The following is a 23,118-nucleotide window of genomic DNA, read 5'->3' as shown; positions in this document are numbered from 1 at the left end:
CGCAAGCGGCCGGAATTGCGCGCATGGGTAGAAATAAAATCGCGTTCGATGTCATCCAGTTTATTGCCGATTGAGCATAAGGAGATTTCACAGATGGGATGGTTGACGGAACCGCAGGCATGGATCGCTTTTTTCACGCTCTTGAGTCTGGAAATTGTTCTGGGGATCGACAATGTAATTTTCCTTTCCATTCTCTCGGGCAAACTTCCGGTGGCTCAGCAGGCGAAAGCGCGGCAACTGGGGCTGTGGCTAGCCATGTTCATGCGCATTGGGCTGCTGCTCTCGATCAGTTGGGTGATCCGTCTGGCCGAGCCCTTGTTCACCCTGCTAGGCAACCAAATCTCCGGTCGCGACATGGTGCTGATAGGCGGTGGTCTGTTTCTGATGGCCAAGAGCACGCACGAAATTCATCAGAAGCTGGAAGGTGAGACCGGCCACAGTTCGTCGCAAGTTTCCCCCACATTCATGAGCGTGCTGGTGCAAATTGTCATTCTCGATATGGTGTTTTCACTTGATTCAGTGATAACCGCCGTGGGACTGGTGCAGAACGTGAGCATAATGATTTCGGCTATTGTGGGAGCGGTGCTATTTATGATGATCTTCGCTGGACCGGTTGGCTCTTTTGTGGACCGTCATCCTACGGTGAAAATGCTGGCGTTGAGTTTTCTGCTGCTGGTGGGCATGACGCTGATGGTGGAAGGCTTCGACGTTCATGTGCCGAAAGGCTACATCTATTTCTCGATGGCCTTCTCGATCTTCGTGGAGATGCTGAACCTGCGCTTGCGCCGTCCCAAGGTTGCGCCGGTGAAATTGCATGAAGCCTACGCCAAGCCGGAAGAACCAGTGCGGTGATAGCCGGTGATCAGTGATGAATTCAGGCAACTGGCGAATCTGGGTATGTGCCTCATCTGGAACGAATGCATTTTTGGAAGGGCTAATGGAGCTGCTAGAATGATAAAATTTCCTTAGTGTGTCGAGATCGTGTTGCGATAAGTGGATTTCCCTGGGGTAGTAAGTTTTTAAAACCAATTTCCTGGTGGGTGATGTTCATGATAAAAAGAGTTTGTCCGGATCAACGCAGTGCCTGGTTCCGATGGCTTGTCCTGTGCATTTTATTGGTTGCTGCCGGGACGCCGCGCGTTCAGGCACAGCTTGTCTCTGCCGTAAATCCTCTGAATATTTCATTCGCTGCCGCCAATTCCGTAGCCAGCGACGCGGAGGGCAATGTTTATGTCCTGGAGACGAACCTCGGGCGCGTCACCCGCATTAATGTGAGTGGAACAAGCGCAGTGTATGCGGGCGGCGGAGCGGTGATCCTCGATCCCCAGGACCCTTTTTTTATGAGCAGGGCTGCCGAAGCCTTTAAGCTCAATCTGAACGGAGCCGAGGGAATGCGCTTTGGGTTGGATGGCAGCTTTTATGTTTCCGATACCACACGAGGCCGCATCATCCGAATTTCTCGTGAACCGCGCCCTGGGTTCGAATGGGCATTCTGGTTGGTCGGCCGCGTGTATGCCGGCAATGGCCGCACGGGCAATTTCGCAGAAGGAGACACCTCTTTTTTGGTCAGCCTGAATCGTCCAGGGGACCTAGCCTTTGACAGCGTGGGGAATCTTTACATTGCCGATACTGGAAATTTCCGCGTACGCCGCATCACTCCGGCGGGTGTGGTTACCCTTGTGGCGGGCACCGGGCTTGAAGGATTCTCAGGCGACGGCGGGCTGGCCATTGACGCCTCCATTCACGCGCCCCGTGGACTGGCGCTGGATTCACTCGGAAACCTCTACATTTCAATGTATGACTTTTTGGGTGATAATTCACGAGTCCGGAAAGTTACTCCACAGGGTATCATCTCCACCGTGGCTGGAAGCGGGCCAAAAGGATTTTCCGGCGACGCTGGTCCCGCGGTATCGGCCCAATTAAATACCCCGCACGGGCTGACGGTGGATTCTAGTAATACACTTTACATCGCCGATTCACAAAATAACAGGATCCGCATTATCACTCCCACGCAGAAGATACAAACCATCGCCGGAACCGGAGAGAGATCGGATAATGGCGTGGGGAGGCAAGCGATTGAAACCGCTTTTAGTAATCCCCGCTCCATCAATTTCACGGCTTCCGGCAGTATGCTGGTTTCCGATGTGGGGAATTTCAGAATTCTCCGCATTTCAAATGTAGCCAACTCGCCGCGCGTGTCGTTTGAAGCGTTCGTTCCAGGCGTCCTCAGCATGATTCCCGGGGGCAGTGAGCAGCGGATGGAAATTACGATAAGCCGCTTCAATTTTACCGGCAATGCGGATTTCACTGTTTCCGGTTTGCCAAGCACCGTCTCCGGCGGGGCGCTTGGCCCCGGATTGGGCAATACGGGAACGATCGTATTGTCAGCAGTTCCCGGCGCGACACCACAAACCAGTCAGGTGACACTCCATGCCTTTGCCTTGAACAACCTGAGCGAAGCGATATCGGCGGTGAGCACCAACGTGACAATTGCCATCGTTCCAGCTCCCACCCTGGCGGTGTCTCCCGCCAGCTTGTCGTTTAGCGCAACTTCCGGCGGCAGCAACCCTGCGACTCAAACCATTACTGTTTCGGATGCGGCCTTTGGTTTTTTAAGCTGGGCAGCCCTCGCCACCACGTCAAATGGCGGCAACTGGTTGAACATTTCGCCCACCTCGGGAACTCAGAATACTGCTCTGGTCGTGGCCGCAAACGTGGGAAACCTTGCCCCTGGAACCTACAGCGGAAACGTGCAGGTTTCTTCACCGGGAGCGATTGGCACGCCGAAGGAAATTCCGATTACTTTCACTTTGGCGCCGCCGCTGCCCTTGATCACTTCCGGCGGTGTCGTAAACAATGCGAGCTACAACCGCGCTTCGTTGTCCCTGGCGCCGGGTTCAATCGCTGCAATTTTCGGAGCGAACCTCACCGCCAATGGAGCCACGTGCCTGCCTCCTGCATGTGGTCCTACGTTTGGCGCGAATGGCCGATTGGGCACTACCATGGCTGGAGCGCAGGTCACCGTCAACGGAACTACTGTTCCCCTCTTCTATGCTTCACCCACACAACTGGGCGTGCAGATTCCTTCCGAGCTTGGTCCTGGGCAGGCCAGTGTACAAGTGAATGTCGGTGGCCGGCTGAGTAATGGTCAGGGCGTCAACGTGGAGATTGCCGCACCGGGAATTTTTACAACCACGTCCAATGGGATTGGAGCTGGTGCTATTACCCATGCCAATGGCTCTCTGGTTACCGCCGCGAATCCAGCGCAGCGAGATGAAATATTGACTCTCTATGCAACGGGTCTGGGCGGAACCACTCCGGCTGTGCCTACCGGAGCCGTGCCCACCGAGGCATCCACCGCGGCGTTAGATGTTTCCCTGGCGGTGGATGGCATCTTTGTACAGCCTAAATTCGCGGGATTAGCTGGCTGTTGCGTCGGACTCAATCAGATCAACTTCCTCGTCCCAGATACCGTCCGCACCGGCATTAGCGTATCAGTAGTAGTCAATGCTGGCGGCCGCCTCAGCAACCCGGTAACTTTACAGATGCGGTAGAGCGGAGCGTGGCGTTCAATCGAGATTTAATGACGTTGCGCTCGGTAGAGTTTTGGAACTTCCATCGGCCTCGGCTAAAACCGAGGCCGATGTTTTTAATAAGTTCAACACCAATCTTGAATCGCGGCCATCTTCACTTTGCTCGACTAACACCGCGACGGCCAACGCGCGCAGGGTCGAGTGTTAAGCATAGTACTGATCTCTCTCCATTCCCTCTTTCCCACTCACTACCTCCCCAACTTTGTCTTTGGCATGCCCCCTCCGGGGGGTAAGCTCATGCTCGCTTTAGCGCTCATGACAAATTAACGCCGAGGATTTTGCCGATGGAGAAGGTAAGCAGGCCGGCGGCGCCGCCGATGAACAACATGCGCAGGCCGCCGCGCACCGCCGCCTGGCCAGTGAACAGGCTCAACGTGGCGCCGACAGAGAATAGTGAGATGGCTGTGACTGCAGCGGTTACGTAGAGCGCCTGGTCCACGCTGAGCAGCAGAAAGGGAGACAGCGGAATCAATGCACCGGCGGAGAAGGCCAGGAAGGAAAATACCGCCGCGCCCCAGGGCGAGCCGAGTTCTTCCGGATTCAATCCCAACTCTTCGCGCGCCAGCGTGGCGAGACCTTGCTCCGGATTAGCGATCATGGCCTGCGCCAGTTTCGCTGCTTCAGGCCTGCTCAGGCCGCGCGCTTCGTAGATTAGCGCCAGCTCGGCGGCTTCCTCTTCGGGATACTCGGCCAGTTCCTCGCGTTCGAGCCCGATCTGGTGCTCGTACATTTCCCGTTGCGAGCGCACCGAGATATATTCGCCGGCGGCCATCGAGAACGCTCCGGCCAGCAGTCCGGCGAATCCAGACAAGACGATCATGTCGGATGGATTGTTTCGGGCGGCATCCAGCGTAGCCCCAGCGACGCCCATGATGAGGCTGGCGTTGGAGACGAGGCCGTCATTCACGCCGAAGACGGTGGCACGCAGATTTCCGCCGGAGGAGAGCCCCCGATGCCGAAGCTCCATGGTGCCCGTGGTGGCTGCGGTGGGCATGGCATGCCTGGCGTCTTCAGTCGCCCCCTCACCTGCGCCGCCCGCTGGACTGGCCGATATGGGCGCGTTGGAATAGATGGACAGTCCGCGAATCTTCATCGCCGCCAGCACGGGACGCATGTGCCGTGGTCCGAGGAGTCGAATCAGGTCGGCGACAATGCGCGTGCGCAGATCGGGTTGGTAACGCGTTTCGGTGGGCATCCGGCCCTGCTTGCGCGCAGTCTCCAGCCACATCCCCGCCTGTTTTTCGGCGGCATCCGCCAGGCCGGCAAACAATGCCCGGCGCGGCGTGCCCGCCTCTTTTTCTGCCACAACGCGGTAAAGAAATGCCGACTGCATTTCCTCGTGCCATCCGGATTGTTCACTCATAGATTGCCGCCATTTCGGAGTCTTGAAACGAACAGCCCGCGCCATTCCAACCCCAGGGAGGCCGCGGCTTCCGGTGCGCTCTGACGTGCTTTTGCATCGCAAGTCGCGTCAAGCGCTGTTTTGGGCGCGGGATATTCCGACCCAGCCATACAATCATCCCCCTTGCAGGTCAGGCCGCTGGGGAGTGGAGGAGAAACTCATTGCCGTCTGGGTCGGTGAACTGAGCGAATATGCCCCAAGGCAGCCTCTTGGGCGCTTCCCGAAACTCGACTCCCCGAGCCATCAGTTCTTGATAAGTCTGCTCAACATCGGCGCAGTGGAAAACAATGGACGGGCGGCGGTTCTCCCAGTCCGGCATCATGGCACGAGGGTAAAGGACCAGACAGGATTGGCCGCCCTTGGGTGCCATCTCCACCCATTCTCCCTGCGGGCCCATAGTCTCGCGTCTCCGGACTTCCAATCCGAGTCCTTCTGTATAAAATGCCAATGATTGCGCTTAATCAGAGACGTAGATAGCAATCGTTTTTATGTACTTTATCATGTTTATTTAGTTATATTTACAAGATATCTATTGGTTAACTGCAAACGGGCCGCGATGGACTGCGGCCCGTTGTATTTGAGTAAGTTAACCAACGAAAACTGTGTTAAATGGAAGTCCCAACCTTGGGTGAGAACTTCACAGCGTGCCAGATCAGACCCAAGCCGATAGCAGTGAAGACCAGAAACGTTGGGAGGTCAAATGCCGCGTAATGGTTAGGAGCCAACATGCCGAAAAGCATCGGTGCAGAGAGGTAGGTATTAGTCCGCGAAGTCAGGTAGGCGCGCCGGCGCAGACCTGGTAGCTCTTCGGCGGAGGCCGTGCCGCCCAGTATCTTCTTCTGCGCTGGCCAGATGATGAACCAGACGTTGATCCACATGATGATGCCCAAGGTCATGCCGACCATGATCCACAACGCGCGGTCGGAGATGCCGCCGCCGGCCTCATACATGAACCCGCTCGGACCAAAGCCCGCTCCCGGCGTGTACATGTAAATCTGGGTGAACAACCACAGTCCAGCCAGCAGAGTGATCATGGCTCCCCAGCGGAACCACCATAGTGCGCGCGTCATTAGCTTAGTACCCAAAGCCTTCTTTCCGGCGTCATCCAGCGCCGCTTGCAGAGGAACGTTCACGAAATTAAAAAAATAGAGATGCCCAATCCAGACGATGCCGGCAAGCACATGCAGCCAGCGTGCCAGCAAATGCACCACGTCATATAGGTTCCATGCCATTTCCAACCCCTCCTTATAGCCCTCTTGCGAATCGATGGTAATCCGGTTGCAAAATCGTTGCGGCGCCTGCATCATGCCAAAATCAGCGAGAAGGACATTATAATGATTAGGCGCGTTTTTCGATAGGCATTCGTTTATGGAAGAGGATGGGCGCTGGGCGTCTCCGAGGTCATCAATGTATTTTTCTGGTCCCAATCGCTGCGGGATGTATCGCGAGGCTAGCCACCATTACGTTGGAATGACCATTACTTGGCTGATAGCCATCGGGGTTCTCGCCGCGGGTGTAATACATGCGCAGGCACCGGACCCTGGCATGACCCCGGACAGGTTGAAGGGTCGCGCCGTCAATGGGACGACAGGGCAGCCCGTTGCCAATGTTTCCGTCGAGTATGTCCAGTTGTCGCAGGGCATGGTTCCGGTGGAGATCGTGCGCACGGACGCGGCGGGAAATTTCCAGTTCAGCAAAGTACCCGCGCCGGGTGGCACGCCGGGCCCGCCGGGACTTCTACGCATCGAGCATCAGGGCGCGACCTACTCGCAGCCGGTGATGGGCGGTGGGCCAGCTGGCCAACCAGGGATGCCGCCGGGCATGCCACCAGGTATGGCGACGGGCAACAACGTAACGGTTACGATTTACGACTCAAGTTCCGACCGCGACTTGTTTGTGGTGCATGAACACGCTATCTTCGTCCGCCCGAGCGGCAGCACGATGAATGTGCTGGAGCAAGTCTTCATCGAGAACACATCCGCGCCGCCGCGTGCTTACGTAAACGCCAATGGAACATTTCGCTTCACACTGCCAGCCAAGCCGCGCGGGGAGATCAGCGTGTCATTGCAAGGCGCGGCGGGCATGCCCCTGCCGCAGACGCCGCGACCGGACGCGACCGTTCCTAACACCTATACCATCGACTATCCGATCCGGCCCGGTGAGTCAATCATCCGCGTGAATTATCAGCTCGACTACCAACAGCCCTACGATTTCTCGAAGCCGCTCGACCGCCTGCCTGAACAGGTTCACGTGGTAACGCCGGGCGACAACGTAAAGATCGAGTCAGAGAACATGATCCCGGCGGGCAAAGATGATGCCTCGGGCTTTTCCGCCTATCTGCTTAAGCCGGTGGGTAACGTGGTGAACTTTCGTGTAAATGGCGAAGCGCCGCCCGATCAAGTCTCGGCCACGCAAGACCAGGAAGGCGGGCTGACGCCGATTCCGAATCCGTTGCATGAGTATCGCTGGCCACTGTTTGCAGGGCTGGGCGCGGTGCTGTTGGCCGGCTTCGTCTATTTGTACAAGAAGGGATAGCGGACGCGTATCCCGCCTCGCACTTGATGTCCACCTATGCAGATACACGCCCGCCATTTGACCAAGCTCTACGGCGACTTCCCCGCCGTGCAGAACCTGAGCTTTGAGGTCGCGAGCGGCGAGTTCGTCGCGCTGCTAGGCCGCAACGGCGCGGGCAAGACGACGCTCCTGAAGATGCTGGCGCTGCTGACGCGGCCCAGCGCGGGGGAATTGCGGTTCGGTGCCGCTACTGACAATGACGCGACGGTTGGCGACGATTACGCGTTGCGTGGCAGGATCGGATTGCTAGGGCATAATACGTTTCTCTACGATGAACTGTCGGCGGAAGAGAACCTGCGTTTCTACGGCGGGATATACGGGATCAGCAACATCGCGGCGGCCATCAGCGGCATGCTGGAGAAGGTGGGCTTGGCGCAATTCTCGCGCGAGCTGGTACGCAACTATTCGCGCGGCATGCGTCAACGGCTCTCCATCGCGCGGCTGTTTCTGACGCAGCCGGAGCTGATCCTGCTCGACGAGCCCTTCACCGGTCTCGACGACCGCGCCACCGAAGTGTTGGAAAATATGCTGTCCGAGGCTGCGCGAGAGAAGCGCACCATCGTACTCTGTACGCATCAGTTGGACCTGGCGTTGAAACACGCCACGCGGCTTCTAATTTTGGAGCGCGGCAAGGCGGCCTTCTTGGGACCGAACGATCCGGAGCATTTGCCGGAGATGTATGAAGTGTACCGACGGCACGCCGGGTAGGGTTCTGGAGGTGATGTTTGGTGGTACATGCACAGTCAGATTTGAGCGTTACCATATTGAGTCGTCATCCTGAGCGGAGCGAAGGACCTGCTGTTGATTTCCAGGTTGAGGAGAAAAGCAGGTTCCTCACACCCGATAAATCGGGGGATACGGAATGACAATAGGTATGGGAGTGGCACACAAATGATGCAGGCAATCATGGCGCTGACCGCCGCGGGGATGGTGGCGACGATGTATGGCGCGTTTCTGTGGGCGCCCACTGAAGTCACCATGGGCGACACCCAACGTATCTTCTACATCCACATGGCCTGCTGGGCGGTGGCCTTCCCGGCTTACTTCGTCGTTTCTTTCACGGGCATCGCCTACCTCATCACCAGCAACATGAAGTGGGACCGCATCGGTCTGGCCTGCGCCGAGATCGGGACGCTCTTCTGCACCGGCGGCCTGATCACCGGCCCGCTGTGGGCCAAGCCAGCCTGGGGCGTTTGGTGGACCTGGGACATGCGCCTGACGCTGAGCCTGATCGTCTGGCTGATTTATTTGAGCTACCTGCTGCTGCGCGACTTCATCGAAGAGCCGGTGAAGCGCGCCAAGTTCGCCGCCATCTACGGCATCTTCGCCATCCCGGCGGTGATCTTCGATTACATGGCCATCCGCCTGTGGCGCACCCAGCATCCGCAGCCGGTGATCATGGGCGGCCCGGGCTCGGGTCTGGACCCGACGATGCGCATGGTGCTGCTGATCAGCACGGTTACTTTTGTTTTGTGGTTCATCCTGCTGGCCACGCTGCGCGTGCGCCTGGAGAAGCAGCGTGAAGAGGTGCGCCAGTTGCGCCGCGAGTTGATGATGGGCGCGTAGGTTGTATCCGAGCCGCGACAGTCATGGAGCGGCCACGATGTTGAATGACACGAGCACGAACGGAATTGGGGAAACCGAGTTTGTGGCGGACCTGTTTGAGCAGGATTGATATAGCGCGTTGATTGAGCTGGGTGGCCGCTCCATGACTGTCGCGGCTCGGATCAGCAGAGCAAAAGGAAAGGAACACGCACATGCAATACATCTTCTGGGCCTACGCGGCCGTATGGATTCTGAACATCCTATATATGGCCAGCCTCAACTCGCGCCAAACCGAGTTGCGCCGCGAGATCGACACCTTGAAATCCATGGTGGAGTCGAAGACTTCGCGGTAGTATCCGTCACGGTGCCGCGCGCGTAAGGAACTTTTCTGGCAGGAGGATTAACATGAACTCTACAAGACGATTCGTTACCACAAAGCTGCGCTGCGCGCTGCTTTTTCTAGCCGTTTTTTTTGGCCTCATCGCGTCATTGCGCGCCGCGCCCGAAGACGACCTGCTCGCGCTCTATCGCACCGACACCGTCTTCACTGCCGTGCCGGAAGCTGTGTTCAACCAGCAGGGATTCGATCTGCCCGACGGCGGCGCTAGTGTGAAGGCTCTGGCGGCCGTCGCGCCCGGCGGAGCATTCGACCCGCGCAAGTTGGAAGCGATTCCCGCCGCCAAGCTCGGCTATCGCGCCAAGTGGATCGAGCATCGCTACAAAGTGTATGGCATGGACTGGGACATCGGCGGCCTGCTGCTCACGCCGAATCAAGCAACGCCAGGCCTGCCCACGATGGTCATCATTCACGGTGGCTCGTCTAACTGGTACGAGTTCTACGTCGACTTCTTCAACAACCCCGGCCTCGGCCAGTACCTCGCGCAGAAAGTGCCGGTGCTGCTGCTGACCATTCCCGGCAATTACAAACACGGCGGCTGGACGGACAACTCCTACGCCGAACGCATTCCAGCGTATCTGCTGGACCGTGAGCTGACCGCGCAGGATGCTCGAGTGCGCAATGCGGTCTATACGTTTCGCGTGGTCGTCGACGGCGTGCGTCAGATCATCGGGAAGACCACCAGCGGGCCTCTCGTGGTGGTGGGGCATTCGACCGGCGGCGAGATTCCCTTCCTGCTGATGGACACGCCGCTGGGCTCGCGCATGAACGGCCAGTTCCTCGGCTGGGGCAGCGGCGGCCCGGCGGCGTTGGACAAAATTCTCTCGACACCGGAAGATCATCGCGAAAGCAACCTGCGCCGCTACTCTCAGTACGCTCCGGTACAGACGCTGCGCGCGCGCAGCCCTGGCGAGTATGCCTACGAGAGCGTTTATATCGGCCCGCTGAATCCCTGCAAGGGGAAGGACAAGTTGGAGGTGGCTACCTGCTGGTTCCGACAAGAGGAGCGCCGCCGCCCCGTCTTCAAACAGAAGTTACAGGACGTGGAGCACTCCGGCGCGGATGTGTTACTGGAGCAGACCGCCATCGAGATTCGCGCAGCGGTTCGCGCCAACAACTCAGCGCTGAACGCGCAGGAGGTGATCAGCGACCTGTTCCTGACCAACCGCGCGCCCATGACCGGATACAAGAAGATGATCTGGCTGGTGGGCAAGCTTGACGGGCACGCGCGCATCGAGAATGGTATTCCGAGCGAAGCCGAGATCGCCAACGAATTCCGCAAGCGCAACCCCGGCGTGCCCATCCGCGTCGCGCTGTTCGACCTGCCGATTACGCACTACGCACATGTGGAACGCCCCAAGCAGTTGGCCAGCGCAATGATCACCGCGCTGAAGTGGTTGCAGGAAAAGTAAAGGCGAACACGGGGTTGCGGGCACGCGCCGCTATTGTTGAGGTGGCTGGAAAGGAAACGAGCGCGCGGGAGCAAAAGCTCTTTGCGCCGGTTCGGGCCTGCTCGGGATCAATCGGCATTTGTAAGGCTGGCTCAAGCTCACCCAATCCGGTTATAATCGGGCGCGGCGGTTGTGCCGAACCTTTTGCGGGAGTATTCCTATGGCGCGTGGTGTGAACAAAGTGATTCTGGTAGGCAATCTTGGGCGCGATCCTGAGTTGACCTATCTACCTTCGGGCCAGTCAGTGGCGAAGTTCTCGTTGGCCACCACGCGCGCCTACAAGGACAAGACCGGAGAACTGAAGGAAGAGACCGAGTGGCACAACATCGTCGCTTGGGGCAAGACCGGCGAGATCTGCGCGCAATACATGAAGAAGGGTGGACAGGCCTACGTCGAAGGGCGCATCCAGTCGCACAGTTGGGAAGACAAGCAGGGCAACAAGCGCACCGCGATCGACATCGTCGCCGACAACGTGCAGATGCTGGGTCGCCGCGGCGACAGCGAGTCCTCCGGTGGCGGATCGTCGCAGCCGCAGCCGCAGCGGGCAGCGGGCGGCGGACGTCCGCGTGCGCAGGAGTCGGCGGCGGATGACGACAGCTTTGGCGGAGGCGAGACGCACTCGCAGATCACCGACGACGACATTCCTTTCTAAGATTTTTGTTTCCTGTATAACGAGTTTGCGTGGGTAGCCACGGTCAGCGTATTTCTGGCCGTGGAGTTTCCCGTGGAATCACAGGCCCACGGCGAGAAATACGCTCACCGTGGCTACCCAAAACAGGCCCGGCGTAACGGCTGGGCCTTCGTGCGTTTGCCTCCGCAAAACCCCTGTAAACAGAGGCTCCCGTCACTCCCGCGCGGGTATAAAATTGTACAAGGAGTAGAGCGCAAGGAGTAGAGAGCAGCATGACCCGACAGCCAGCAGCCGCGGAGTTCTATGCCGGAGATTGCGCCGGTGCGGCGGAACGGTTTCTGCGAGACTTCGCTGCGCCGGCGGAGCCGACTCATATTGTTGCGGGAGTAGTCCCGCACGCCGGCTGGGAATATTCCGGCGCCGTTGCCGCGCAGGTCTTTGGCGTGATTCAGCGGAAGCAGCCCGTCGAGACCTTCGTCATCTTCGGCGCAATTCATCGCCGGGCTGGACGCAACGCGGTGTACGCGCGCGGCGAGTGGGCAACGCCGTTGGGGCCGGTGCAGGTGGATGAAGAACTGGCCGCCCGTATACTTGATGCGACGACACGATTGTTAGCCGATGATCCCCAAGCGCATGCTGGCGAGCACGCGATAGAAGTTCAGTTGCCATTTATCCGGCACTGGTTCCCGCAGGCCAGCGTGGTGCCCATCTCGGTAAGCCCGGATACGCAGGCCGTGGAGATCGGCCAGCGCGTTGGCGATGTGCTGAAGAAGTTAGGCCGCGAGACGGTCGTGATCGGCTCCACGGATCTGACGCACTACGGTGAGCTTTATCAGTTCAGCCCCCAGGGCGCGGGCGAACGCGCCCGCCAGTGGATGCGCGGCAACGATGAGCGGATCATCGATCTGGCGGTTGATATGAAAGCGGAGCAGATCGTCAAAGAAGCGCGCCAGCATCAGAATGCCTGCGGAGCGGGCGCGCTAGCCGCCACGGTGGCCGCCGCCGCGCGCCTCGGCTCCCAACACGGAGTCATGCTGGATTACCGCACCAGCTTCGACGTGGCGCCCGAACCTGTCTTTCGGATGGCCGTGGGCTACTCCGCGATTGTTTTTTAAGAAAGCCTGCCGAAAGGGAGAAGCTGAGGACGCAAGATGGCGAAACAGAAGAATCTGAAGTTGACCGCCTGCCGTATCTGCGGTTCGCCGACCAGCCCAGCCAATCCCGACTATCCATTCTGCGGTGATCGCTGCCGCGAGCGCGACTTGGGCAACTGGGCTAGCGAACTCTATCGCGTGGCCGTCCCCATCACAGCGGAAGATGATATCCCTGATAGGGCCGATCCTGATTTATCAAAAGACGAAACGTAGCGCCGGTAGCCTTTCGGTCTCTGGCCGTCCGCTGGAGTCGCCAGGATGGCGGCGCTACCCACCGGGATTGCGACTGGAATTTCCGGCACGTTCGGCCATATACTGAAAATTAGGGGTAGCTTGACGGAGCAATGGTTCTGCTCGGTATAGTCGGCCATTTGAATTATGGAAAATATCATATCCAATCTGTTACAGCGGAGGTCGCTGAACGGCAAGCCCGTTATCGAGCAGATCACTCCGCGCGCCACCATCAGCGGTGGCGAGTTGCAGATTCGCGGACATGGTTTTTCCACGGTCGGGTCGCCGCCCCCGCAGGTTCAGTTGAACGGCGTTGATGCGGGACTCACGGTGTCCTCCGACCGACTGCTGATCGCACGCATACCGGAAAGCGCGGTCTCCTGCAATCTGGTGGTCAATAACCACCGCGAGTCCAGCGACGGCGTCCCCATAGAAGTCGGCGTGCCCATCGCCGAAAATATGCACCCGGTGGGCAATCCCGCCATCGACCGCGACGGAAATATTTTTGTTACCTTCAGCGGCTCGCGCGGACAGAAAGTGCCCGTGGGCATCTATAAGATCGATCCCAACTACAACGTGAAAGCATTTCTCTCGGAGGTCATGAACCCGACGGGGATGGCCTTTGATCGCAAGGGCGATCTGTTCATCTCCAGCCGCTTCGACGGCAATATTTATCGCGCTACGCCGTCCGGCGAAGTCTCCACCCATGCCGAGGGCATGGGCGTGGCCACGGGCATCGCGTTTGATGGCGATGAGTTTCTCTACGTAGGCGACCGCAGCGGGACCATCTTCAAGATCGCTCCCGACCGGCAGATATTCGTCTTCGCCACGTTGGAGCCGAGCATCTCGGCCTATCATCTGGCGTTTGGTCCGGATGGCTATCTCTACGTAACGGGTCCGACCACTTCCAGCTTCGATTGCATCTCGCGCATTTCGCGCACGGGCGTAGTGGAAAAGTTCTATCAAGGAGTGGGCCGCCCTCAGGGCATGGCCTTTGATGTGGATGGCAATTTGTATGTGGCGGCATCGCAGGCCGGCCGCAAAGGAATCCTGCGCATCAATCAGCAAGGTCAGTGCGAACTGGTGGTCTCCGGCCCGGGGCTGGTGGGACTGGCCTTCACCACGGGAGCGGCGATCCTGGTTACCACCGGAGCTGTTTATCACCTGAACATGAATGTGCGCGGTCGTCAGATGCCCGAGAAGACAATCGAGAAGATGCCCGGGAAATAAATCCTCCCGCGTGCTGCTTCCAGTAGCGAACTAAAATTCCCATGAACGCCGAAATCATCGCCATCGGTTCGGAAATGCTGACGCCCTTCCGCTCCGACACGAATTCTCTATTCCTGACCGCGCGGCTCAACGAACTGGGTGTGAACGTGGTGCGCAAGACTGTCGTCGGCGATGACCAGCCGCGCCTGACCGAAGCCATCGCACATGCCTGGGAGCGATCCGGGATCGTCATGACCATCGGGGGGCTGGGGCCCACGGCAGACGACCTGACGCGGGAGTGTGCGGCGGCCGTGTTGGGCCGCGCGCTCCAGTCCGATGCCGCCATCGCCGAATGGCTGGTGGCGCGCTTCCGCTCGCGCGGCATGGTGATGCCTCAGATCAATCTGAGGCAAGCCATGGTGATTGAAGGCGCAACGATATTGCCCAACACACGCGGCACCGCGCCTGGCCAGTGGATGGAACACAACGGCAAGCATCTGATCCTGCTGCCCGGCCCGCCGCGCGAGCTGGAAACCATGTTTAACGATGCCGTCCTGCCGCCGCTGCGAGAGCTCCTGCCGCGCGCTTATCTGCGCCGCCGGCAACTGCGCATGACCGGACTGACCGAGTCGGCGGCGGAAGAGATCATCGCGCCGATCTTCACGCGCTACACCAATCCTGTTACCACCATCCTGGCCACCCTTGGCGAGATACAGGTCCATCTAATGAGCACTGCTCCCACGGAGGCAGAGGCCACCGCCTGCGTGGATGATCTGGCCGCGCAACTAGAGAAAGCTCTTGGCGCAGTGGTGTTTTCAAATGATGGCAAGGGCCTCGAGGCCGTAGTGGGAAGTTTGTTGGCCGCGCGCGATGAGACGCTCGCCGTTGCGGAGAGCTGCACGGGCGGGTTGCTCGGTGAGCGCGTCACCACCGTTGCAGGCAGCTCCAAATACTTTCTTGGCGGCGTCGTAAGCTATGCGAATGCAGTGAAGGAGCGTCTGCTCGGCGTGCCCACCGCGATGATTGAAGAACATGGTGCGGTAAGCGAGCCGGTGGCGCGGCAGATGGCCAACGAGGTGCGCGCTCGTCTCGGCGCGACCTACGGATTGTCCATCACGGGCATCGCCGGCCCGGATGGCGCCTCGCCGGGCAAGCCTGTCGGGCTTGTCTACATTGCACTAACGACTCCGGACGGCACAAAAGTTGCGATGAAGAAGTTCTCCGGCGAACGCGAACCGGTTCGCTGGCAAGCCGCGCAGGCGGCACTCGATCTGCTGCGCCAGCATTTGGTTGGCGTGGACTGATGGGAGCTGACTCAGCAGCTATGAGCACGCTGGCCATCATCGGTGCCGGGGGGTGGGGCACGGCCCTGGCCGTTACGCTGGCGCGCAACGTGGATCGCGTGAATCTGTGGGTCTTCGAACCCGATATCGCGGAGCGCCTGCGCCGCACGCGAATCAACGAAGTGTATCTTCCGGACATCACCATCCCGCCGAATGTTGCACCCTCCGCCGACCTTGCCAGCACGCTACAGGGCGCGGAAATTGTGCTGATCGCTGTGCCCTCGCCGCACCTGCGCCGCGTCTGCGAACAGATGCTGCCCATCGTTTCAGCGCAACAAATATTTGTCAGCGCCGTCAAAGGATTGGAATATGGTGGTCGGGAAGACGGCACGCTGCTGCGCATGAGCGAAGTGGTGCGCGAGGTATTCAGGCCGCACTTTATGCCGCGCATTGCCGTCCTTTCTGGTCCCACCTTTGCGCGGGAAGTCGCGCGCGGCACTCCCACTGCGGTGGTGATGGCCTCGGAAGACGAAGACCTCGCCATGGAACTACAGCGGCGATTTTCGACGGCGACGTTTCGCCTGTATACGAATACCGATGTAATCGGCGTGGAGCTGGGCGCGGCGGTGAAAAACGTGATGGCCATCGCGGCGGGAATCTGCGAGGGGCTGGAACTGGGATCGAACGCGGTCGCTGCGGTCATCACGCGCGGCCTCGGTGAGATCACGCGGCTGGCCTGTGCCTGCGGCGCGCGCCGCGAGACTCTGTCCGGGCTCGCGGGATTGGGCGACCTGGTTCTTACTTGCACGGGCGCGCAGAGCCGCAATCATTGGGCCGGAGTCGAGTTGGGTCGCGGCCGCTCTCTCGATGATATTGTCGGGTCCACGCGCATGGTCATTGAGGGCGTACATGCCACCGATGCCACGCTGGAGCTGGCCCGCCGCCATAATGTGCAGATGCCCATTGTCGAGCAGGTGCATGCCATCCTGCGCCAAGGCCGCTCCCCGCGCGACGCCGCGCGCGAGTTGATGGAACGCCATCTGAAGCCGGAATAGATCAGAGCCGCGGAACAGAGCCGCGACAGTTATGGAGCGGGGGTTAGGTTCGTTACGTAGCCCCCATCTTCTGGACGGTCGCGGCGCTGTCATCAAGGCCCAACGGTGAATGCGAAAGGAGTGTTCCGCGCGTTGGGGTTGTTTGTTCGAGGCTCCACGCGCCACTGGCCGGTGGGAGAAAATTCGCCGAGTTGCATCTCGGCCACGGCGATAAAGCCATGCTCCGGCGGAGCCAACAATGTGTAGGAAGTTTTTCCAGACATCGGCTTGCCATCAGGCGGTATCCATACAAACTCGACGATGCGCTCGGGCGCAGGCGCCTCCGCGTCGGGAGCTGCTCCCTTGGCCAGCCACTTCGACCACAGGATCATCCGCTGATCTTTTGATTTCGAAAATTTAGTTTTGAAGCTCCCCGGCTTTCCATCCACCACGCTGTCGGTGAGCAGGAACTGCCCAAGTTCAATCGGGGATTCGATTGAGGCAGCGGGGGCAGTCTCTTCATCGCCACTCGGCCATGCGCCTTCTTGAATGAATCGCTGAATCTCCGGGCCGAACATGCGGAAGCCGATCCACAGAAAAATCATGATCGGCATGATGTAGCGCGACCATGCCGGCGCGGGCGGCGCGGCGGGCCGATCATTGGTCGTCTCATCTGTCGTCCCATCTGCTTCGGCCATTTCCTCGGTTCCTGATTTCGATGGGAAATCGGACGGATACATCGCGCCGCCGAAGGGCGAGGTTCCTGCGCCCTTCGGTGTTGTGCCCTGTGGTGCTGTGCTCTGTGACGGCGTGCTTTTTTGAGATTGCTCCGGCTTCCAACTCTGTAGCGCCTTGAAGGTTTTATCAGCCGCTCCGCGCGCAGCCGAAGCCGCAAGCGGAATCATCGCACTGCACTTGGGACACTCTTTCATCTGCGCATGAATCCGGTTTCCGCAAGTTAGGCAACGCATTTGGTGAAACTTCCTTCCGGGTACGGCACAATAGGCTTCCGTTCACGGCACAATCGCCGCAGCACAGGACCAGCCGACGGACCTTGCTGATGCCACTATGCTACAATTTTTTGCAGCGCGCGTCTTCTGTTGTAGAGGTGTAGTAGCGGTGCGGCAGAGTCGTAGTAGAGGAAAAAGGCGTCCCATTGCGGATACTCCACCGGCAAATTTTCAAGGAGATACTCTCGCACGGCCTGTTGGGGCTGGTGCTGTTCACGTTTGTGCTGTTTCTGCGAGACACCACGCGCCTGCTGGAACTCATCCTGCGCGATACCGCTGTGTGGCGGCAGGTAGCCTATCTGACGCTGTTGGCCTTCCCGCCCGCGCTCGCCTTCACGCTGCCGATGGCGGTGTTGCTCGGCACGCTGATCGGGCTGAGCCGCATGTCCGCCGACGGCGAGATCACCGCACTGCGCGCGGCCGGGGTGAGTACGCGCATGTTGCTGCCGCCTCTGCTGACTTTCGCGCTGCTCGGTAGCGGACTGGCGCTCATTTTCTCCGCATACGCCGCGCCCGCCGCCAGCCGCGAGCGCGTCCTCGCCGAGCGCGAGATTGGCCTGCGCCAGATCGCTTCACAACTCAAGCCACGCGTCTTTGAAGAGCGTTTCCCGAATCTGATCCTCTACGTGCAGGATGCCATCGCCGGACCGCAGCCCGCGTGGAAAGGCATTTTCCTCGCTGATCTCACCAATCCCGCGCGGCCCAAAATTACGCTGGCCAAAGACGGCGTGCTGTTCAATGACGCTGAGTACGGCCAGTTGCAGTTGCATCTTTCGCAGGGGACCGTGCATGAAACGGGGTCTACGCCGGGTGAGTACTCCATCGCCAGCTTCGAGTCCACGGACATTCCGGTGCGCCTGCCCGCGCCCTCTCCCAGCGCCGTGAAGCCCAATGTCCAGCGCACCAACGCGGAACTCTACGCCATGAGTCAGGCGGCATTGGCTGATGCGGATTCCGTCGAGGCGCACATGGAACCGCACATTGAACTTCACAGGCGATTCGCGCTGCCGATGGCGGCGTTCTTCCTCGCGCTGATCGCCATCCCGCTGGGACTGGCGGCGCACAAGGGCGGCAAGTCGTCGGGGATCATTCTGACCATTCTGATGGTGGGCGGTTACTATTCGCTCTTCATCGGAGGCATCTCGCTGGCGCGCGCCGGAACGGTGGCCATCTGGGCAGGTGTGTGGGGAGCGAACTTTTTCTTCGGCGCTCTCGGCGTTTACATGCTCAGTCGCGCCGACCGCGTCAGCCCGCTCTCGGATCGTCTGGTGATGTTTGCCGAGTGGCTGCCCGATACGCTGCGTCGGATAGCCAAAGCTGTCTCCCGAAAAAGCCATGCCGGTGAACGGGAATCCTCCTCTGCGCTCGGCGGACTGCGCAATGGAATGCCGGGGCCGCTGATACTGGATCGCTATATTCTGCGGTCGTTTCTCTTGTATCTGGTCATCACCGTTGCCGCGCTGGTGCTGCTGATCGAGATCGTTACGTTGTTCCTGGATCTGCTCAGCGACGTCATCGAGCATCAGATACCCGCCAGCATGGTGGCGGATTACTTCCTGCATTTGACCCCGCACCTGATCTACGTCATCACGCCGCTGGGCGTGCTGGTGGCCGTGCTGGTGAGCTTCGCCATACTCAGTCAGAACAACGAAGTCACCGCGGCGAAGGCCTCCGGCATCAGCCTGTATCGGCTGACCGCGCCGGTGCTGGCTGCCGCCGCCGCGCTCAGCGTGGGCCTGTTCTTCTTCGAGTATTACCTCGTCCCCGTGGCCAACCGCCATCAGGATGCCGTGCGCGACCGCATCAAGGGTCGCCCCGCGCAGACCTATCTGCGGCCCGACCGGCAATGGATAGTCGGCGAAGGTTCGCGCATCTACTACTACAATTTCTTCGAGCCGAATGAACAGGTGCTGGGCGGCGTGACCATCTTCGAGTTTGATCCGGCGACGTACGAACTGAAGCGCCGCTTCTCCGCCGAGCGCGCCACCTATATGCAAACACCGAGTGGATCGGGGCCGGGCTGGGTCTTCTCTTCCGGATGGGAGCGCGACTTCAGGGAACCACCTTTAGACATCTCCGCAGGCATGTCCGGTGCGGGCGAAGCGTCTGGTGTGGCTGAGGCGCCCGGTGCGGCCGAGGCGCCTGGAATGATCGACTCGGTCCACTTCGAGCAGTTCGAGATGCGCGCCTATCCCGAACTGCGCGAGCCGCCCGCGTATTTTCTGAAAGAGGTCAAGCAAACCACGCAGATGAATTCCACGGAGCTGCGCAGCTACATCGACGACCTGCAAAAAAGCGGCTTCGACGTGGTGCCGCTGGCCGTGCAGCTCCAGCGCAAATTTTCCTTCCCGCTCTTCGTGCCGATCATGGCGCTGATCGGCCTGCCCTTCGCCTTCTCCATGGGCAAGCGCGGCGCGCTGACCGGCATCGCCGTGAGCCTGGGCATCGCCATGGCCTTCTGGGCCACCACCAGCCTCTTCGAAGCCATCGGCAACCTGAACCAGTTGCCGCCAATTGCCGCCGCCTGGTCGCCGAATCTATTGTTCGGCCTCGGCGGCCTCTACTTCTTCCTCCGCATCAGGACGTGAGGATCGTATGCAGCGCACGGCAGTAAATCTGAAAATTGCATCGAGAGTTCCTGAAAACCAGACCGTTTTCAGGGAAGCTGTAGAGTGGTTCTCAGCCCCGGCAGGGGCGGTAGATAGTAGCCCACGGCGCGAGCCGTGGGTTACGGTGCTAAATAAAGAAATTTTCCCTTTTTGACAAGCCCCGGTAGGGGCGAAAGAACCGGCCTGTCGCATGGCGCATACATTTTCCAATTTTCTGGTCCACATTATTTTCAGCACGGAGAATCGCCATCCGCCAATCCATCCGGAATGGCGCTCCGACCTGCACGCTTATCTTGGCGGCATCGTCCGGGAACTGGGTGGGAAGGCCACCGCCATCAACGGCGCGGCGGACATGCGCATTTTCTGGCATCAATGCCACCGGCCCTGGCGTTGGAGGAGTTGGTCCGCGTGTTGAAGTCCAATTTCTCGCGCTGGGTGAAACGCGAAAAGGGTGCGCGGGGATTCGCATGGCAAACCGGATACGCGGCGTACAGCGTGAGTCATTCGAGCGCTGCGGCGGTGGCGAAATACATCCTGGAGCAGGAAGAGTATCATCGCCACATTTTGTTTCAGGAGGAATACCTGGAATTCCTGAAGAAGAATAAGATCGAATACGACGAGCGTTTCATCTGGGGATGAATATTCTTTCGCCCCTGCCGGGGCTGGTCAATAAGGAAGGGTTTGTTTTGGACCGTTACCGCAGACCGTTTTCGGGGATGCTGTAGCGTAGTTCTCAGCCCCGGCAGGAGCGGCATAAAGTAGCCCCGGGCGTAAGCCCGGGGTTCACGGAAGGAAAGAACAACCAACCCCGGCAGGGGTGAAAGAAAGTTCCAGTCACGTTCTTTCGCCCCTACGGGGCTGGTCCCTCCCTGGCTCCCGTAACCCACGGCTTGCGCCGTGGGCTACTATCTATCGCCCCTGCCGGGGCTCGCGTGGAACGCGGAAACTCTTCATCAATCGTGAAGATGGGTTAGCTCGCTTTGCGGCCGCGGGTTTTTGCGCGCTGCTGCGCTTCCTGCATGGCGGCCTCGCCCGCGGCGCGGTGATAGGCAATGATTTCAGATTGTGTCTTGCGGGACAGCAAGCGGTGCTGACGGTCGAGAATCTTGCGGACCACCTCATTGGTTTTAATCTTAACGGCCTTCCTGTGTGGTGACCTCTTTTGTGTGATACCGTCCCTTATAGCACGCTATGAACCTCACTCTAAATTCGCTCGTTCCTGACCCAGAAACCTTGCTCGCGCTTGAAGTGGAGGAGCTGGCTGGTGTTCTGCTCATGCACTTGAATAGTCGAGATGATAGGGGTGCAGACCTGCATCATTCCAACTTTTTCGTTGAGCTTCGAAACTATCCCATCTACCCGACCCGGAAAGACGAAGTCAACCGCGCGCTAATGGAAGCATGGGATTGGTTGGCCAATGAAGGATTCCTGGCCATGAGGGGTGATGACCATAGCAGATCTGGCGTGTTTGTCACTCGACGAGGCCAACGATTGAAATCGCGAGAAGATTTTGCCGCCTATCTCAAAGCTAACCTGCTTCCCAAAGGCCAGCTTCATCCCCTCTTGGCCAGCAAAGTCTATCCGGCATTTCTGCGCGGCGATTACGACACGGCCATTTTCCAGGCCTTCAAGGAGGTTGAAGTCGCCGTTAGACAGGCGGGAAAATTCCCGCATGACCTAGTTGGCGACAAACTCATGCGGGCCGCTTTCGCAACCGCAGAGAACAGCCAACCGGTCGGACCGCTCACAGACACGCAACTCCCCTTGGGTGAGCAGAAAGCCCTGGCTCATCTTTTCGTCGGTGCATTTGGTGTTTATAGGAATTCCACGGGTCATCGCCACGTTATCGCAGAGCCTGTTGAAGCGGCGGAAGTTATCATGTTCGCCAGTCAGCTTCTGCGGATTGTGGACAGCCGCAAACAGCAACAGGCAGGCGAAGCACACCCATAGAAGTTTCTTCTCCTGCTCCCAAAAGACATTAGACGAAAATCTTTTCTTCCTCGACCAAATTTCTCCACCTGTGGCACAATCGGCCCATGAAAAAGGTGGCGGCAGTTTTGTGTTGCTTGCTGGTGCTGGGCATCGGTGGCATCACGGCGCGGGCGGCGGCGCAGGAAGGCGGGCATCAACACGCCGCGCCTGCGCCGGAGTCGCATGAGCATGTGGGGCATGATTCGTCGGCGATGGCGGGCGCGGCGTCAGGCGCTTCGGCCAAGCCGCGCAAGAGCGCCGAGGAGATTGCGGTGGACAAGCGATTCTCAGAGTTCAACCATCGCTTCGCGGGAATATTTGTCCTGTTGGTGGGGTTGCTGGCGGTGGCCGAGCCGAGGCTGGCACAACGGCTCGCGTGGATGCGCTATCTGTGGGCGGCTCTGTTCTTCATTCCTGGCGTGTATCTGCTGATCTGGAGCGACCCGGAGTCGTGGCCGGTGGGCAATCAGACATTGAGATACGTCATCAGCAGCAACATGCAGGTGTTGCAACACAAGCTGTTCTCGCTGCTGCTGCTGGCCTTGAGCGCGGTGGAATTCGTGCGCATCCGCTTGCGTCTGCAATCGGCGTGGGTGTCGGCGATCTTCCCGGCGCTGGCGGGAGCGGGCGCGCTGCTGCTGCTCTACCACGACCCCAATGCTCATGCGACGATGGGGCCGACGGCACACGCCGACATGGAAGCTGTCCAGCACCAGCACCTGGGATTCGCCATTACCGGCTTCGGCATTGCGCTGGCCAAGGGTATCGCCGACGTGGGCAAGTTTCAGCCGCGCCTGATGCGCAACCTCTTCGCCATATTGATGGTCGTGCTGGCCGGCCTGCTAATGACCTATACCGAGTAGGCAGGGAGTAGTGATCTCCCGTGCGACAAGTAGCGAACTGCTGACCTGCCCGGCGATTTCGATACCAGCCGAAGTGAGAGAGAATCTCATGAGGGAGGTATTTGAATATGCCGATGCAGAGGTACAAACCAGAGCAGATCGTAACGGTGTTGCGGCAGGTT

At 59.2% G+C, this 23,118-nt stretch carries 20 protein-coding genes and 1 pseudogene; 17 read left to right on the top strand and 4 right to left on the bottom strand.

Annotated elements, in window-relative coordinates; all coding sequences use genetic code 11:
• Positions 1–93: 93 nt before the first annotated feature.
• Positions 94–852 carry a TerC family protein gene (locus EXQ56_11280; GenBank protein ID MSO21022.1) on the top strand — a complete coding sequence of 253 codons (759 nt, stop codon included), beginning with the start codon at positions 94–96 and terminating at the stop codon, positions 850–852.
• 191 nt (positions 853–1,043) lie between these two features.
• Complete coding sequence (locus EXQ56_11275; protein MSO21021.1) at positions 1,044–3,554, top strand: hypothetical protein; 2,511 nt, start codon at positions 1,044–1,046, stop codon at positions 3,552–3,554.
• Between the two features lie 292 nt (positions 3,555–3,846).
• On the opposite strand, the gene EXQ56_11270 is transcribed toward EXQ56_11275, so the two are convergent.
• The 3 genes and pseudogenes from EXQ56_11270 to EXQ56_11260 form a co-directional block, all read right to left on the bottom strand.
• Positions 3,847–4,956: a hypothetical protein gene (locus tag EXQ56_11270; protein ID MSO21020.1), complete on the bottom strand. Its 1,110-nt coding sequence runs from the start codon at positions 4,954–4,956 to the stop codon at positions 3,847–3,849.
• A gap of 169 nt (positions 4,957–5,125) precedes the next feature.
• Positions 5,126–5,497: pseudogene (locus EXQ56_11265) on the bottom strand (VOC family protein).
• A 103-nt stretch (positions 5,498–5,600) separates the two neighbouring features.
• Positions 5,601–6,302 (bottom strand): antitermination protein NusG, encoded by a 702-nt coding sequence (locus EXQ56_11260; GenBank protein MSO21019.1) that lies wholly within the window; start codon positions 6,300–6,302, stop codon positions 5,601–5,603.
• A 100-nt stretch (positions 6,303–6,402) separates the two neighbouring features.
• On the opposite strand from EXQ56_11260, the gene EXQ56_11255 reads away from it, so the two are divergent.
• The 11 genes from EXQ56_11255 to EXQ56_11205 all read left to right on the top strand — a co-directional run bounded on the left by EXQ56_11255 (position 6,403) and on the right by EXQ56_11205 (position 16,525).
• Entirely contained in the window at positions 6,403–7,530 is a 1,128-nt protein-coding gene (locus tag EXQ56_11255; protein ID MSO21018.1) for a hypothetical protein, read from the top strand.
• Positions 7,531–7,566: 36 nt separating this feature from the next.
• Entirely contained in the window at positions 7,567–8,277 is a 711-nt protein-coding gene (gene ccmA / locus EXQ56_11250) for a heme ABC exporter ATP-binding protein CcmA (protein MSO21017.1), read from the top strand.
• Between the two features lie 183 nt (positions 8,278–8,460).
• Entirely contained in the window at positions 8,461–9,135 is a 675-nt protein-coding gene (locus EXQ56_11245; protein ID MSO21016.1) for a cytochrome C assembly protein, read from the top strand.
• A gap of 191 nt (positions 9,136–9,326) precedes the next feature.
• Positions 9,327–9,467, top strand: a complete 141-nt coding sequence (locus tag EXQ56_11240; protein ID MSO21015.1) for a CcmD family protein — start codon at positions 9,327–9,329, stop codon at positions 9,465–9,467.
• Between the two features lie 52 nt (positions 9,468–9,519).
• Positions 9,520–10,923 (top strand): hypothetical protein, encoded by a 1,404-nt coding sequence (locus EXQ56_11235; protein ID MSO21014.1) that lies wholly within the window; start codon positions 9,520–9,522, stop codon positions 10,921–10,923.
• Between the two features lie 199 nt (positions 10,924–11,122).
• A complete protein-coding gene (locus EXQ56_11230) occupies positions 11,123–11,614 on the top strand; it encodes a single-stranded DNA-binding protein (protein ID MSO21013.1) in 492 nt (163 codons plus the stop codon).
• A 251-nt stretch (positions 11,615–11,865) separates the two neighbouring features.
• Positions 11,866–12,708, top strand: a complete 843-nt coding sequence (gene amrB, locus EXQ56_11225; protein ID MSO21012.1) for an AmmeMemoRadiSam system protein B — start codon at positions 11,866–11,868, stop codon at positions 12,706–12,708.
• Between the two features lie 54 nt (positions 12,709–12,762).
• Complete coding sequence (gene yacG / locus EXQ56_11220; protein MSO21011.1) at positions 12,763–12,960, top strand: DNA gyrase inhibitor YacG; 198 nt, start codon at positions 12,763–12,765, stop codon at positions 12,958–12,960.
• A gap of 165 nt (positions 12,961–13,125) precedes the next feature.
• Complete coding sequence (locus EXQ56_11215) at positions 13,126–14,208, top strand: gluconolaconase (GenBank protein MSO21010.1); 1,083 nt, start codon at positions 13,126–13,128, stop codon at positions 14,206–14,208.
• Positions 14,209–14,249: 41 nt separating this feature from the next.
• A complete protein-coding gene (locus tag EXQ56_11210; GenBank protein MSO21009.1) occupies positions 14,250–15,491 on the top strand; it encodes a competence/damage-inducible protein A in 1,242 nt (413 codons plus the stop codon).
• Positions 15,492–15,511: 20 nt separating this feature from the next.
• Positions 15,512–16,525 (top strand): NAD(P)-dependent glycerol-3-phosphate dehydrogenase, encoded by a 1,014-nt coding sequence (locus EXQ56_11205; GenBank protein ID MSO21008.1) that lies wholly within the window; start codon positions 15,512–15,514, stop codon positions 16,523–16,525.
• A gap of 92 nt (positions 16,526–16,617) precedes the next feature.
• Here the strand turns inward: EXQ56_11205 and EXQ56_11200 are convergent, their stop codons facing one another.
• Complete coding sequence (locus EXQ56_11200) at positions 16,618–17,202, bottom strand: hypothetical protein (protein ID MSO21007.1); 585 nt, start codon at positions 17,200–17,202, stop codon at positions 16,618–16,620.
• A gap of 458 nt (positions 17,203–17,660) precedes the next feature.
• Here EXQ56_11200 and EXQ56_11195 point away from each other — a divergent pair, with 458 nt between their 5' ends.
• From EXQ56_11195 to EXQ56_11180, 4 genes are all read left to right on the top strand, one after another.
• A complete protein-coding gene (locus EXQ56_11195; GenBank protein MSO21006.1) occupies positions 17,661–20,102 on the top strand; it encodes a YjgP/YjgQ family permease in 2,442 nt (813 codons plus the stop codon).
• 288 nt (positions 20,103–20,390) lie between these two features.
• Positions 20,391–20,762 (top strand): transposase, encoded by a 372-nt coding sequence (locus EXQ56_11190; GenBank protein MSO21005.1) that lies wholly within the window; start codon positions 20,391–20,393, stop codon positions 20,760–20,762.
• Positions 20,763–21,314: 552 nt separating this feature from the next.
• A complete protein-coding gene (locus EXQ56_11185) occupies positions 21,315–22,073 on the top strand; it encodes a TIGR02391 family protein (GenBank protein MSO21004.1) in 759 nt (252 codons plus the stop codon).
• 86 nt (positions 22,074–22,159) lie between these two features.
• The gene (locus EXQ56_11180; protein ID MSO21003.1) at positions 22,160–22,957 is read left to right on the top strand and encodes a hypothetical protein; all 798 of its coding nucleotides are present in this window, start codon (positions 22,160–22,162) and stop codon (positions 22,955–22,957) included.
• Positions 22,958–23,118 lie beyond the last annotated feature (161 nt).

It is taken from the genome of Acidobacteriota bacterium, assembly GCA_009691245.1.
Lineage (GTDB): Bacteria > Acidobacteriota > Terriglobia > 2-12-FULL-54-10 > 2-12-FULL-54-10 > SHUM01.
This window is presented reverse-complemented; position numbering and strand designations above follow the sequence as displayed.